The following is a 12943-nucleotide window of genomic DNA, read 5'->3' as shown; positions in this document are numbered from 1 at the left end:
CGGCCCGGACTTCGTGCCCGGATCGCTGACAGCTATCGGTGGGGGACGGCGAGTTCACGGCCGTGGTAGAAGCCCTCCCGCTCCTCGGCGACGTACGGGGCCATGGCCGCACGCCGCTGCTTCTCCGATTCGGAGTCCCGCCAGGAGTCGCAGGCCTCCTCGGAGTCCCAGAAGGACACCCCGGTGATCTCCTGTCCGTCCTTCGACCAGTAGGCGAAGGCACGGCGCAGACCCCGTGGGGAGGGCTCGGGGCGCCATGCACTCTCGAACTCCTCCAGGGTGCCCGGCCGAAGGCGGCGCGTGGTCACCCAGACGAAGTGCTCCTCCATCGCAGCCTCCTCCGCAACGCCGGGCCGGTTCGACGGCCCCTTGGAACCACCGTAGGGACGAGGAGCCGTTTGTGCCTGCGGGGCTCTCGCTTCGCTGGCGCGGTTCCGGGGCCGCGACTCCCCGGGGGCAGGGCCTCTCGAATGGCATCTGTGACCGACTTCATCCACAGTGAACCGTAGCGAATGGCGGAATCAAGCAGAATTTCGCGATGTTTCCCATGTAGTGCTCCATGTCCAGCTCCTCCGCCAGGCAGGACAGGCGCGATTCGTGCAGGGGAGGTGAACGGCCACGGGCATTCCTCTCAGGCCACAGCTGACAGTGCCGGGGCTGTCACCGGCGCGCGGTGTGGGTGTCGAGGCGAGCAGGGCGGTGGTACGCCTGGCCCGGCTCCCGCTCGACCTGGCCGCGGATGGCGTCGGACAGCTGACCGGGCTGCTGGACCGTGCCCTGCACGGGCGGCCGACGGGCCCGGGTGACCCGTTCCCCGCCGATTCGGGTATTCCCGTGCTGTTGGTGCACGGGCTGGCCGACGGCGCATCGGTCATCCCGCCGCTGGAGCGCGAGCTGCGCGGGGACGGCGTGGGGCCCTTCATCCCGGTCGCGTGCAACGCGTTCGGCCAGGACATCCGCACGGCCGCCCGGGCGATGGGCGAGCGCGTCGAGCAGGCGTGTGCCCACGGCGGGGGGCGGACCGCGGTCGTGATCGGATACAGCCTGGGCGGGCTGATCGCCCGCTACTACGTGCAGCGGCTCGGCGGTGACGCGCACGTGCCGCTGGTGATCACGCTGGCGACGCCGCACGGCGGAACCGCCACCGCCCTGCTGGCCCCGGCCCATCCGCTGCTGCGCCAGCTACGGCCGGGAAGCGATCTGCTGACCGAACTCGCCGAACCCGCTCCGGGATGCCGCACCCAGTTCGTGGCCTTCTACAGCGATCTGGACGAGGCCGTCATCCCCGCCACCAGGGGCCGCATCGACCATCCTGACCTCAAGGCACGCAATGTGCTGGTGCCGGGCGTCGGCCACCTGACGCTGCCCCTTCACCGGCCGGTCATCGACGAGACGCGCGCGCTGCTGGCCGCAGCCCAGGCCATGTTCGCCGTATGTACACCGAACGGCGACGGTCCGCGACCCGGTGGGCAGGTCGCCCGCGACACAGTCGCCGATTCCCCGTGACAGCAGGGACAGAACGGGAGGAGGCTGAAGGAGAGCCGGCAAACCGGGAAACACGTCAGCACCTCTGCGGACGGACACCATGGTCTCTTCGCCCAGCCCCGAGAACGGGCCGACGGTGCGCCCGTTCCGTCCCGACGACGAACCGCGGGTGCGAGAACTGATCGATGCCGAGCGGCTGCCGGGACAGCCGCCCTGCACCCCGGAAAGGATGGCCGCCTCGCGTTGCGGTCCTGTTCCTCCGGTCGGCTGGGCGGTACGGGACCGGCCTCAGATCAGTGTCCTGGCCGGTGCCGGGGACCGGCCTCAAGGGGCCATCGCGTATCTGTCATGGGCCGATGTGCACACCGGGGTGATCTGCTGGGTCCACGCCCACGAGAAACCCTCTGCCCTGCGTGCCCTGATCGAGCACGCCCTCGCCTCGCTCGCCCACTGCTCGCTGATCGAGGCATTCGTCGGCGGTCCCCCAGGTCCGCTGGGACCGGGCGGTCTGCCCCGCGCCCACCGCGGCGCCACCCATGACGTCCTGCTGCACAGTGGCTTCACCGGCCGCTGCCAGGGCCGCTATCTGTACTGCGCGCTGTCCCCCGAGCTCCCGCCGGCCGAACCGGTCGCCGATGTCGTCCCCTGCGGCTTCCCCCAAGGCCAGCGGCTGATCGTCCGCGAGGCGGCCGAGCCGGTCGCGGAAGCCGTGATCAGCCTGGGACCCGACCGCACCGCGACCGTGTACTGGATCGAGACCCTGCCCACTCACCGCCGCCGCGGCCTGGGCCACGAGTTGCTCGGCCAGGCCCTGTCGCTGCTGGCCGAGCGAGGTGCGACCGAGGTCGCCCTCGTCGTCGACGACCCCGCGCACGCCGGACAGGACAGCCAGGCCGCGCCCCGGCTCTTCGACTCCTTCGGCTTCACCCTCGTCGACCAGCTGTGGACCTACCAGTGCCGACACCCCGCGTGAGCCGGGGGTGTGACAGCGGCCCCGAAAGGACCGCTGTCACGACGGGACCCTGCCCGATCCCGGGCGGGTCAGGCGGGGATGCGTTCCGCGGCGGAGAGGATGCTGGAGCGTGTCCGGTGACGACGCTCGTAGGTCAGCACCCGCCGGGTGATGCCCTCTTGCGCGTCACCGAGCCGCTTGATGATCTCGTCCTCGTTCATGCTGTCGTAGCCGGGCCAGGGCTCCGGCCCGAGCAGATCAGCGATCCGGCTCAGGATCGCGGGGCGGGCCGCATGGGCACGCTCGTACGCGCCGACCGCGGCCAGATCCCCCTGGGTCAGGTACGGGAGCCGCTCGAGGATCTCCCTCGTGCCGAGCCTGCGGTAGTCGGGGACCGGCAACTCGAAGTCCCTGATCAGGGCCCCCTCGGGTGCCCCCTGGAGCCGGTCCGCACCCGGCATGCGCTCGGCCGTCTCCCGCAGCCAGCTGCTCCAGGCGCGCACCGCATGGGCAGCGCCCGTGGCCTTCGAACCGTCCGTGGTCTGAGCGGCCACCATCGCGGCCTCGGCGCGCTGCTCGAGACTGCCGCCGAGCTCTTCCAGCGCCTCCTCGTGGTCGCGACGGATCGAACTGAGCAGCTCCGAGCTGGCGGCGTCCTGGGTCTCCTGGGCGATACGCTCGGCCGCCCGGCAGATGGCCATGGCGAACGCGGTGACCGCGTACTCGTCCTCGACGTTCTTCAGCAGCTGGTGCTCCGTCGCCGTTCCCCGCCCTCGGAGCACGGCGTTGGGAACGGCCATGGTCACGTCGATGGGCAGCCGGGCGGCCTGCCCGGTCAGGCGCCAGGCGTTTCCCAGCGCGGTCTGCACCAGTCCGCGGGACCGCAGGGTTCCGAGACGTTCGTCGATGCGGTAGATGTGCCCCCGGGCGTCGCCGGCGCGACGCTCCAGGACCTCCCGGTACTCCCCGGCGGGCGTGCCCGCGAGGTGGGCTCTGAAGCGGTTGGCCAGCGCGACTTCGGCCTTGCGGACCTCAAGCAGCGCCGGAACGAGCATGTCTGAAGCTACGGCCATCACGTTTCCTTCGGCTAGTCCGATGCTCGGCGTGGATCGGCCGGTAACCGGTCCGCACCCTGTCCCACAGTGACCACGTATGACCACTTCCGCATCTCCAGCCCCGCCCGGCTCACCCGACACGATGTGGCGGCCGACTGCGCCGAAGAGGCCGGCCGGTTCGATGAGCGCGTCCGTTCCGTCGCGCCGCGCATGTCGGCCTCAGTCACCCGGTGCTCCCGCAGCCACTGCGCCAAAGGGGTCACGATGACGAGTTCTCTTCCCACGCCATGGCCGTACGGCTGCACGCCCTGGAGACGACCGGCCTGACTGGTGCGCGGGATGCAGCCAAGACCTTCGCCCGGAGTTTTGCGGCCGAGGGTGAGGCGAACTGTCACTGTGCGCCAGCTGAAAGGTGATCGGCACCTTCCCGAGTGCTACGGATCGCGGCGCCGATCGATTGCTGCGCTGTGGCCTTCGAAAGGGGGCGTGGGACGTACCAGAGCTGGATCGACGCGGATCAGGGCGGCCGATACATCCAGTTGCCAGCCCGCTGTGTACCCCGGGCGAGGTCCTTGTCACCGAGGGCCGTCCGGGTGCGCGTGCTCAGTGTGTGGATGTGCGGGTCCGTGGGGTCGTGGGCGCCGCGGAGGCGGGCGGCCGCGCCGAGTGTGGCGGCCGCGTCGCGGTGGCGCTCGTGCAGTTCCGCGAGGCCGGCGACGGTCACTGCCACGGTCGCCACGACGGGCAGATCCTGGCGCGTGTGCGGCGCCCGGCTCGTCGTCGGATGCGGCCACATCCAGCCGGTAGCCGCCTGCGGCCTGCATTGACCGCGGCAGAGGAGCCGAGCGCCCGGCGAAGGCGCGACACAAGCGCCTGCAGGGCATGTGCGGGACCGGCCGGAGGGTTCTCGGGCCAGATCGCGTCGATGAGGATGCTCTGGGCGACCGCGCGCCCACCGGCGAGCGCGAGACGTACCACCAGCCCTTGGAGACGGGTCCCTGGAACAGACAAGTCACGGTCACCACGAGATGCCTGGAACGTGCCGAGCAACGTGATGCGAAGCCGCGCGTCCCCATCCATGGGCTGATCTTCGCGCGAGCGCAGCCGGCGAGCCAAATGTGCGCCCAGTCTCCGTGCCGCCCCAGTCGCCCCAACCGCCCCAGTGGCCCCAGTGGCCCCAGTGGCCCCAGCCGCCACGAAATCGAAGCCGCCGGCGTGTGCACAGCGCTGACATGGCCGTGCACACGCCGGCTGATCCCCATGGGGCTCGTGTCAGCGCGGTGTGTGCCCGGTGTGAGCGGCCCTCGCCAGTGTGTGGATGGTGCGGCCGACACCACGAGCGCCGCGATGACGCCGGACTGCCCCACCCGAGAATGGAGAGACGCGATGACTGGGACCACCAGCACTACGGCCGCAGGCAAGGGCCACACCACGGAGCATGCCTGGGTACGGACGTGGGGGGCCGCACCCCACGCACCGATCGAGGAATTCGGGCCCCTTCCCTCGTTCGCCGACACGACCCTGCGCCAGGTGGTGCGCATCAGCGGGGGCGGGAACCAGGTGCGCCTCCGCCTCACCAACGAGTACGGCACCGAGCCCCTGATCATCGGGGCGGCGCAGATCGCTTTCGCCGCGCCCGACGGCAGTGTCCGGCCGGGCAGCGACCGGGTGCTGACCTTCGCCGGCAAGCCGGGCGCCACCGTCCCAGTCGGCGCGCCGATGCTCAGCGACCCGATCGAGCTGCCGTTGCCCGCCCTGTCCGAGCTGTCCATCAGCCTCTACCTGCCCGACGCCGTCAAGAGCACCACCTGTCATGCCATGGGCGTACAGACCTCATGGAGCATCCCGGGCAACGCCGTCGCCGCCCTCACCCTCCCGGCGGAGGCCACGTCCCTGCCGCTGCAGGCCCTTGTCTCCGCGATCGACGTGCTCCCCGACGGTCCGGCCACCGCGATCGCGATCATCGGCGACTCCAACACCGACTGCTCCGGCACCACCCCGGACACCCATCGCCGCTGGACGGACCGCCTGGCCGAACGCCTGGCCGAGCAGAACGGACGCACCGCCCACGTCTCCAATCAGGGGATCAGTGGAAACCGGATGCTGAACGAGGGCCTGGGTGAGGCGGTGCTGGCCCGCTTCGATCGTGATGTGCTGGCCACTCCGGGGCTCGGCTACGTCGTCATCGCCATCGGGCTCGGCGACATCGGCGTCTCCTACCCGCCCCAGGACGGCAGCGGCCCGTCGGACGACTTCCTCGCCATGTTCCCCGGCGCGCCGGTGACGGCCGACGACCTCATCGCCGGCTACGTCCAGTTGGTCGCCCGGGCCCGGGCCCGCGGGGTGCGGGTCTACGGCGCCACACTCACTCCCTACGAGGGCGACGAGATCTTCACGCCGGAAGGCGAGCGCGTACGCCGGGCGGTCAACGAGTGGATCCGCACCAACGGCGCCTTCGACGCGGTCCTCGACTTCGACGCCGTCTGGCGCGACCCGGCCCACCCCGCCCGTATCCAGGACGGACTCCATGCGGGCGATCACCTGCACGGCAGCGACGCAGGCTGTCGGGTCCTTGGCGACTCGATCGACCTGACGCTGTTCCGGTGACGCCCACTCACGCATCGGTGATCGTTGAGATGAAGGGAAAATCTTGTGCATGACGTAGTGATCGCGGGCGCAGGTCCCGTCGGACTGCTCCTGGCCTGTGAGCTCGGTCTCGCGGGGTGCGACGTCCTGGTCCTGGAGCAGGAGCCGGAGACAGGCACCCCCTGGAAGGCGCTTCCCCTGGGTATGCGAGGCCTGTCCGCAGCGTCGGTCGAGGTGTTCCACCGCCGCGGGATGCTGCGGCCGCTGCTGACCGCGTCCGGCGCCCACAGCTATGGCAGTGCCGATCCCGAGGCGCAGGTGGCGCCGGCGCCGCGAAGCGTGAGCCAGTTCGCCGGCATGATGCTCGATCCGGCCGACATCGCCGCCGACGCCCTGCCGTACCGGCTTCCCAGCCCCGTGCTGGAAGGCGTGATGACCAGTCTCGAAGCGGTCGAGACGGTTCTGGCCGGGCGGGCGGCCGAGGTCGGGGGGGAAATTCGCCGCGGAAGGCAGGTCACGGGCCTGCGACAGGATGCGGAGGGCGTCCTTGTACAGGCTGGGGAGGACGAGTGTGCGGCGCGCTGGCTTGTCGGCTGCGACGGAGGACGCAGCACGGTGCGCGGCCTCGCGGGCTTCGAGTTCACCGGCACTCAACCACTGTTCACCGGCTACACCATGCTCGCCGCCGTCGCCGACCCCGCCACGCTGCAGCGCGCGAACGGGTGTCGGCTGTCGCCCATGCCGGCGATGAGAGGCGGATCGTCGCGGCGTCGTTCTGTGCTTGCGCACGAGAGGTCGGCCGGGGAGAGTGCCAATGATGTGAGGGCCGGTCGGAGAACTGCGTCGTGCGACATGGGGGCTACAAGGATGTGCGTGTGGGACGCGGCGGCCAAGGAAGCGGAGGTCGCCAGGTTTCTTCGCGACTACTCGCCAGTAGTCCAAGCCGACAGCAGGCATCCTGCACTTCGCGGCTGTGACGAGGTCGCCTGGTCCGAGATTCCTGGATGTCCCGCCGCGATACCAGCCGTGCTGCGTGGTCTGCTCGATCCGGTCGCTGCTCCTGAGGCCAAGCGAGTGCTCACCAATGTCCTGATGGACAACGTCTTCCAGATGAGCGCTGCGATGCCGGCAGTTCTGCCGTTCCTGCTCCGCCTCGTGGCCGAACCGCGGGTTCCCGTCCGGTCCGAGCTGCTCGACATCCTCCTCGTTGCCGCCGAGTTCTCCCGGCCAGTCGATGCGGGTGACGACAAGGCGGTACTGATCTTCGGTTGTGATGGTGATCATCCGGAACGTGAGCAGTGCAGGGCCGTCTTCGCCGAGCACGCGAGCTTGCTGACCAGGTTGCCGGCCGGACTGATCAGCGCTGCTGACCGGGCATGTCTTGAGCAGGCCGCAGGGTTGCTGTGATCGCGTGCCTTGGCCTTGGCACTGCGCGGCGGTTCACGCTGCCTGCGGAGCTGTGCCGACTTCCGTGGAGAGGGAATCTCACGGATGGCAAGATTCCCCATTTGCCCCATCTGGACTACAACCTTCCGGTGCTGCCGGCCGTCTCACCCGGCGTCAGAGTTATGCGACCAAGCGCGTCGAAGGGGGACATGATGCGAGGTATCAGAGCGGCAGTGGCGGTGCTCGTGCTCGCGGGCGCCACGCTGGACTTTCAAAACACCCCCTAGCCCTCAGCCGGCCCGGCAGGAACGCCATGGTTGCGCCCCTCGCCGCCGAGCTCAACCAGGACTTGTCGGGCGGTCTCTGACGCGACGGCGCCTGAGATCGCCCGGACAAGTCCCAGAGGGGCCAACCCGAACCGGGCGGGGCCGAACGACATCGCAGCCAATGACGTGTGCGCGGGTGAGGGCCGGTTGCGCCTGGGCTGAGGGCCTTGTCCCACCGCGAGTCGGCGGGGATCATGACCGCGTGCAGCGCCGAGAAAAACTCCACGAACTGCTCCCGTGCGCCGGACTCACGGTCGTCGAGGACGTGCGGCCGGGCAGCCTGTTCCCGCCGGAGGCCGGCTGGCGGATCGCGCGGGGGATCGCGGCGCCGGACGGCGCGGTCCGGGAAGCGCTCGACGCCGCGTGGTGGCGCCGCCTCGCAGATGCCGACGGCGAGTTCCTGGTGGCCGTCCTCGGACATCGGATCGGCGGCAACGACTCCTGGTGGACCCGGGTCCGCTACGCCGGCGGTGTGCCGGGGCTGACCGGCGACCCCGGGTTCGTGGCGCTCTCCCTCGACGGGCAGGTGCTGCTGGCGGAGGTGCCCGGTGCGGACGGGCCTCGGGTGACGGCCCTCGACCGACTGCCGGAGCGGCTGGAGGAGGCCGCCGCGGCCGCCGGGCGCGAGACGGAGGTCGAGCGCGCCGAGGCGTGGGCGGCGGTGCCCGGCCGGCCGGCATGGCCTTTGCACTGGGTGGAGGGGATCGGGTCCAATCCGGCCGCGCCGGACGAGCTGCTGATCCGGCTGCTGGATGTGGAGGGGGGCTTCCTGGACGGCTGCGACCGGCCCGCAGTACTCGACGCCGCCGTGGCGCATCCCGATCCGCGGGTGCGCTCGATGCCCGCGGACACCTTCCGGCCCAAGCTCACGTCCGATCAGTGGGTACGCCTGGTCCGCGCCGAACCGTCGCCGAGCCGGCGCGTGCTCTGGGCCGAGCATGCCTGCGCCTGGGGCGTCGAACTCCCCGGGGACCTGTACGACGACCTCCTCGCCGGCCCGTCCCGCGCTCAGGCCGCCCAACTCCCGGGGCTCCCCGCACACCACCTCCCCAGCCTCGCGGCCGACGCCGATCCCCGGGTGCGGGCGACTGCCTGCGCCCGATGGCAAGACCTCGCCGCGCCGCTGCGGGCGCGACTGCTGGCCGACACCGACGACGCGGTGCGTACGACGGCGCTGCTCGCCCACCACACCGACGTCCCGATGCCTCGCGAGGTTTTCGCCGCGCTGCCCGTGCCCCGGCGCGCGCTCGAACAGTGCCGTCTCTCGCCCGAGCTGGAGGCGGAGCTGGTCCGGGACGGGGACGCGGAGGTACGCCGAACGCTGGCCGCCAACCCGCGGCTCAGTGCACACGGCGTCGCCGTCCTGGCGGAGGACCCGTACGACGACATCCGCTCGGCGGTGGCACTGCGGCCCGACCTCAACGAGGAGCAGCGTGCCGCGGTGCGCTACGACTTCGACCCGACGTCGATGTCGCGCACTCTGCCCTGGGTCAAGGGCCTGCACGGTGACGCCGAAGCGATGCGCCGCCTCGCCGTATCGTCCCATCCGCTCATCCGCCGAAGCGTGGCCCGTGCCCGGCGTCTTCCGCCGGACGTCGTGGAGCGTCTGGCGCGGGACGAGGACCGGACGGTCCGCCTGTTCCTCGCCGAATCGTGCGATGACGCGCCGGCCGAGATGCTGCTGGAGGTCTGGCGCTGGTGGGACGGCAGCTTCAGTCACCCCGACCGGCCCCGCAGCCACCCCAACTTCCCCCGTACGGGCCTGCTGCGCTACGCCGGCGACCCCGGTGGGCGGATGCGCCGCCTGGCCCTGGACGATCCGGAGTCCACGCCTGCCGACGTCGCACGTCTCGCCCGCGACCCAGAAGCCGAGGTGCGCCGTCGCGCGGCCGAGGACACCCGGCTGTCACCGGCCGACGCGGTGCGGCTGCTGAACGACCCCGAGGCTTACGTCCGCGGGACCGCGGTGCGCAATCCGCGGCTGCCGGCCCGTGTCCTGGCCGGGCTGCTGCACGACCGCGACACGGCATGCGCGGCGGTCACCAACCCGGCGATCCCGGTCCCCGTCCTGCACCGCATCCTGGCTGCGGCCGCGACAGCCCCGCGCTGAACACCGCCACCCCGCACGGCGGCCGTGACGGTCTGACCTGAACTCCGACACACCCCCGCCCGGCTCGAGTTGGCCCCACCAGGGCACGTATCGGGTTGTGATCAATGAGCGGGAGTTCATCGAGCCGTACCTGTCGATCGGCGAGTACGGCCCGTACCCGGTGCGGCTGCGGCAGCAGTTCGAGGGGGCATGTGGCGGTTTCGGATGGGCGGGCAGTGGCGGGAAATGCCACCGACTTCGGTGCCCGGTCGACCGTCCACAACCGTTTCCGGCAGTGGCGCGACGCCGGTGTCTTCGAGTCCCTGTTGGAGGGGCTGACAGCAGAGGCTGCGAAGCCGTCGACCACGGCGCCGAGCCCTACAAGGAGAGGAACACCGTCGAGCGCCTGATCAACAAGCTCAAGGCGTGGCGGGGCATCGCGACCCGGTACGACAAGACCCCGGAAAGCTGCCTCGCCGGGCTTCACCTGCGTGCCTCGGCGATCTGGATCAAAGACCTCACCCGAACCAGAGCCGCAAGCCGCGCAGGCCATCGAGGGACGGAGCTTGTATCGAGGGACGGAGCTTGTCGGGATCACAGTTGTGGGCTGTCTGCGGCAGTCGCTTCCCGGATGTCGGGAGTGTTCGGTGGCCCGCTGCCGCCCGGGGAACGGGGATCGTGTGCCACCAGCGCGCTGTCGGCCCGCGGGCTCAGGCGAGGGCGGCGACCAGCAGGGTGAAGGCGGCGATGATGACGGCGACGCGGACGTAGTGGAAGCGGTCCCAGCGGTTCTTCTGCTCCTTCCAGTCCTCGGGCCGGTTCTCGGGGGTCCACGTCTTGCTCCGGTTGTTGATCGGGACGAGCAGCAGAAGCGACATGATCACGCTCAGGATCAGCAGCGCGGCGGCGATGACGACGAGGCCGGCGCCGGAGGCGGGCCATCCGGCGACGGCCCAGACGGCGGTGAGGACGAGCGAGGTGATGTACCAGACCGGCATCAGGGCGCCGAGCATCCGGCCCCCGTGGGCGCGGCCGAGCACGCCGCTGTCCTCGGGGAGGGCGTTGAGGATCGGGTTGATGACGAAGGCGACGGAGAACTCCACCCCCACCATCAGGCCGACGACCACGGTGGTGAACACCTCGAGTGCGTTGAGCATGATGACCCCTCCAGGGATCTAGCGCCGCTAGATGATGAAGCAACGCTAATGCTACTGCCGCTCGATTGTCTAGCAGTGCTAGGATCACATCATGTCGGTACAGGAACGCAAGCAGCGCGAACGGGCGGAGCGTGAACGCCTCATCGTGGCGACAGCCCGCGAACTCGCCGAGCAGCAGGGCTGGGACGCGGTCACCACCCGCCGGCTCGCCGAGCGCATCGAGTACAGCCAGCCCGTCCTCTACAGCCATTTCCGCGGCAAGCGCGAGATCATCGGCGCCGTCGCCCTCGAGGGTGCCGCCGAGATGGCCGCGGCGCTGCGGGGCGCGACCTCCGCCGCGGACGGCCTCCGCACCCGGGTCACCGCCCTGGCCCGCGCCTACCTCGACTTCGCCGAACGCAACCCGGCGGTCTACGACGCCATGTTCCAGCTCGACGGCGGCCTGGCGTTCGCGCACGAGGACACCCCCGAGCCACTGAAGGACGCCTTCGCCGCTCTGCTGGAGACTCTCGGCGAGGTAGCCGGGGACGGCGTCCACCCGGGACTGTTCACCGAGGTGTTCTGGGCGGCCCTGCACGGACTGGCCACGCTGACCCGGGCGCGACGGCTCCCGCCGGAGGACACCGAGCGCCGGGTGGAGCTGCTGGTGGACCGGCTCGCCAAGGTCTGACACACCACTCCAGCAGGCATGCGGCCGGGGTCCCGATCGGCGATGCCACGGCCGGCGCTGCCGTGTGGGACGTCAGCGAGTCCGGTGGCCAGGCGCTCGGTGACCTACGGGGACGCACCCGGGCCGCAGCGCTGAACGCGATCGCCGAAGGTTGCAGCACGACAGAGTTGGCGCGCCGCCTGAACATTTCGTCGGCGGCCGCGAACCAGCACGCGACCGTGCTGCGCAACGCCAGTCTGATCACCACCAGCCGGGACGGCAAGGCGGTGCTCCACACCGTGACGTCCCTGGGCACCGCACTGCTGAACTCCGTTTCCCGGAACCCGCCATTGAACCCTTGATCGGCGTCGTTTCGAGCGGGCGGTGATGGAGCGGGCAGTGCCCGAACCGATCGCGCCGGAGCTGCCGGTGCCGGAACTGCCCCACACCCGGATCATCGAGCGGACCCGCCACCGCTACGACGACGTCCACGGCCTGTTAGGGAAGGGCTGGGCGATCAGTGCCATCGCCCGGCGCCTGAACCTCGACCGCAAGCCCGTGCGCCGCTTCCGCGACACCGACCTCGACCAGCCGCTGGCCTCGGCCGGCGACCGCGGGCCTCACCCTGCCGTGGAGTTCCGGTGTCGTCGAAGGGCACGTGAACCGGGTGAAAGCGCTTAAGCGAGCGATGTATGGCCGGCCTCGTTCGAACTCCTCCGGACCCGTGCTTACCCAGTTATGAACGCGGAGTACCCGATACTTACGCAGGTGGGCATACCTACCAGCGATCACAGTGGCCAGCCGCTCGACGCTGCTCTGGCAGACATGGCCAACAACGTCTGCGGCATCATCCGGGGGAGCATCGATCCGGCCCAGGTGGCATCTCGCTTGGGCGCACTCGGCTGGAGGACACGGTCGGCCTCCTGGTACTCCTTTGAAGCCGAGACCGCTTGGTGCCACGTCGAAATCGACAAGACCGACGAGGGGACGACCTTGATCAACGGCGTCATCGACCCGCAGCGGATCGATGACCTGACGAGGCTTCTCGCCAGGCTCGGCTGGCAGCACAACCTCGAACTCTCCGATGAGGACAACAACATCCTCGAAGAGCGTCACCACTGACCGGCCGCATCACGAATCCGCGGCCAGAGCCCCGCTGGAATATCGGTCACCCATCAGCGCCGGGTCGAGCCGTCGTGCACCCGGTCCGTGCCGAGCTCAGGGAAGACCCTCATTCCGGACCGCCCGTGGCGCAACC

The 12943-nt window shown here is 70.4% G+C and carries 13 protein-coding genes and 1 pseudogene; 10 read left to right on the top strand and 4 right to left on the bottom strand.

What is annotated here, in order from left to right:
• Positions 1–32: 32 nt before the first annotated feature.
• Positions 33–329, bottom strand: coding sequence for a hypothetical protein (locus tag JIX56_RS43690; RefSeq protein WP_257549481.1), 297 nt, complete (start codon positions 327–329; stop codon positions 33–35).
• A 346-nt stretch (positions 330–675) separates the two neighbouring features.
• On the opposite strand from JIX56_RS43690, the gene JIX56_RS43685 reads away from it, so the two are divergent.
• Positions 676–1506, top strand: a complete 831-nt coding sequence (locus tag JIX56_RS43685) for an alpha/beta fold hydrolase (RefSeq protein WP_257549480.1) — start codon at positions 676–678, stop codon at positions 1504–1506.
• A gap of 79 nt (positions 1507–1585) precedes the next feature.
• On the top strand, positions 1586–2458 hold the full coding sequence (locus tag JIX56_RS43680) for a GNAT family N-acetyltransferase (RefSeq protein WP_257549479.1): 873 nt from the start codon (positions 1586–1588) through the stop codon (positions 2456–2458).
• Between the two features lie 68 nt (positions 2459–2526).
• On the opposite strand, the gene JIX56_RS43675 is transcribed toward JIX56_RS43680, so the two are convergent.
• Positions 2527–3510 (bottom strand): hypothetical protein, encoded by a 984-nt coding sequence (locus JIX56_RS43675; protein ID WP_257549478.1) that lies wholly within the window; start codon positions 3508–3510, stop codon positions 2527–2529.
• A gap of 499 nt (positions 3511–4009) precedes the next feature.
• Positions 4010–4231, bottom strand: a complete 222-nt coding sequence (locus tag JIX56_RS43670; protein WP_257549477.1) for a hypothetical protein — start codon at positions 4229–4231, stop codon at positions 4010–4012.
• 647 nt (positions 4232–4878) lie between these two features.
• Here JIX56_RS43670 and JIX56_RS43665 point away from each other — a divergent pair.
• The 4 genes and pseudogenes from JIX56_RS43665 to JIX56_RS48220 all read left to right on the top strand — a co-directional run.
• Entirely contained in the window at positions 4879–6099 is a 1221-nt protein-coding gene (locus JIX56_RS43665) for an SGNH/GDSL hydrolase family protein (protein ID WP_257549476.1), read from the top strand.
• 45 nt (positions 6100–6144) lie between these two features.
• Complete coding sequence (locus JIX56_RS43660; RefSeq protein WP_257549475.1) at positions 6145–7485, top strand: FAD-dependent monooxygenase; 1341 nt, start codon at positions 6145–6147, stop codon at positions 7483–7485.
• A gap of 507 nt (positions 7486–7992) precedes the next feature.
• Positions 7993–9900: a hypothetical protein gene (locus JIX56_RS43655; protein ID WP_257549473.1), complete on the top strand. Its 1908-nt coding sequence runs from the start codon at positions 7993–7995 to the stop codon at positions 9898–9900.
• 97 nt (positions 9901–9997) lie between these two features.
• Positions 9998–10247, top strand: a pseudogene (locus JIX56_RS48220) (transposase); the annotation flags it as partial.
• Positions 10248–10589: 342 nt separating this feature from the next.
• On the opposite strand, the gene JIX56_RS43645 reads toward JIX56_RS48220, so the two are convergent.
• Entirely contained in the window at positions 10590–11036 is a 447-nt protein-coding gene (locus tag JIX56_RS43645; RefSeq protein ID WP_257549471.1) for a DUF1772 domain-containing protein, read from the bottom strand.
• Positions 11037–11127: 91 nt separating this feature from the next.
• Here JIX56_RS43645 and JIX56_RS43640 point away from each other — a divergent pair, with 91 nt between their 5' ends.
• From JIX56_RS43640 to JIX56_RS43625, 4 genes are all read left to right on the top strand, one after another.
• The gene (locus JIX56_RS43640) at positions 11128–11706 is read left to right on the top strand and encodes a TetR/AcrR family transcriptional regulator (RefSeq protein ID WP_257549469.1); all 579 of its coding nucleotides are present in this window, start codon (positions 11128–11130) and stop codon (positions 11704–11706) included.
• Between the two features lie 62 nt (positions 11707–11768).
• The gene (locus JIX56_RS43635) at positions 11769–12047 is read left to right on the top strand and encodes an ArsR/SmtB family transcription factor (RefSeq protein WP_306819912.1); all 279 of its coding nucleotides are present in this window, start codon (positions 11769–11771) and stop codon (positions 12045–12047) included.
• Between the two features lie 37 nt (positions 12048–12084).
• Complete coding sequence (locus JIX56_RS43630) at positions 12085–12366, top strand: hypothetical protein (RefSeq protein WP_257549467.1); 282 nt, start codon at positions 12085–12087, stop codon at positions 12364–12366.
• Positions 12367–12453: 87 nt separating this feature from the next.
• Positions 12454–12807: a hypothetical protein gene (locus JIX56_RS43625; protein ID WP_257549466.1), complete on the top strand. Its 354-nt coding sequence runs from the start codon at positions 12454–12456 to the stop codon at positions 12805–12807.
• Positions 12808–12943: the final 136 nt, after the last annotated feature.

Source organism: Streptomyces sp. CA-210063 (assembly GCF_024612015.1).
Taxonomy (GTDB): domain Bacteria; phylum Actinomycetota; class Actinomycetes; order Streptomycetales; family Streptomycetaceae; genus Streptomyces.
This window is presented reverse-complemented; position numbering and strand designations above follow the sequence as displayed.

Bases quoted from the DNA above. Each gene is read 5' to 3' on its own strand.
- JIX56_RS43690 (WP_257549481.1), bottom strand. From the start codon at position 329: ATGGAGGAGCACTTCGTCTGGGTGACCACGCGCCGCCTTCGGCCGGGC.
- JIX56_RS43680 (WP_257549479.1), top strand. From the start codon at position 1,586: ATGGTCTCTTCGCCCAGCCCCGAGAACGGGCCGACGGTGCGCCCGTTC.
- JIX56_RS43675 (WP_257549478.1), bottom strand. From the start codon at position 3,510: ATGGCCGTAGCTTCAGACATGCTCGTTCCGGCGCTGCTTGAGGTCCGC.
- JIX56_RS43665 (WP_257549476.1), top strand. From the start codon at position 4,879: ATGACTGGGACCACCAGCACTACGGCCGCAGGCAAGGGCCACACCACG.
- JIX56_RS43645 (WP_257549471.1), bottom strand. From the start codon at position 11,036: ATGCTCAACGCACTCGAGGTGTTCACCACCGTGGTCGTCGGCCTGATG.
- JIX56_RS43640 (WP_257549469.1), top strand. From the start codon at position 11,128: ATGTCGGTACAGGAACGCAAGCAGCGCGAACGGGCGGAGCGTGAACGC.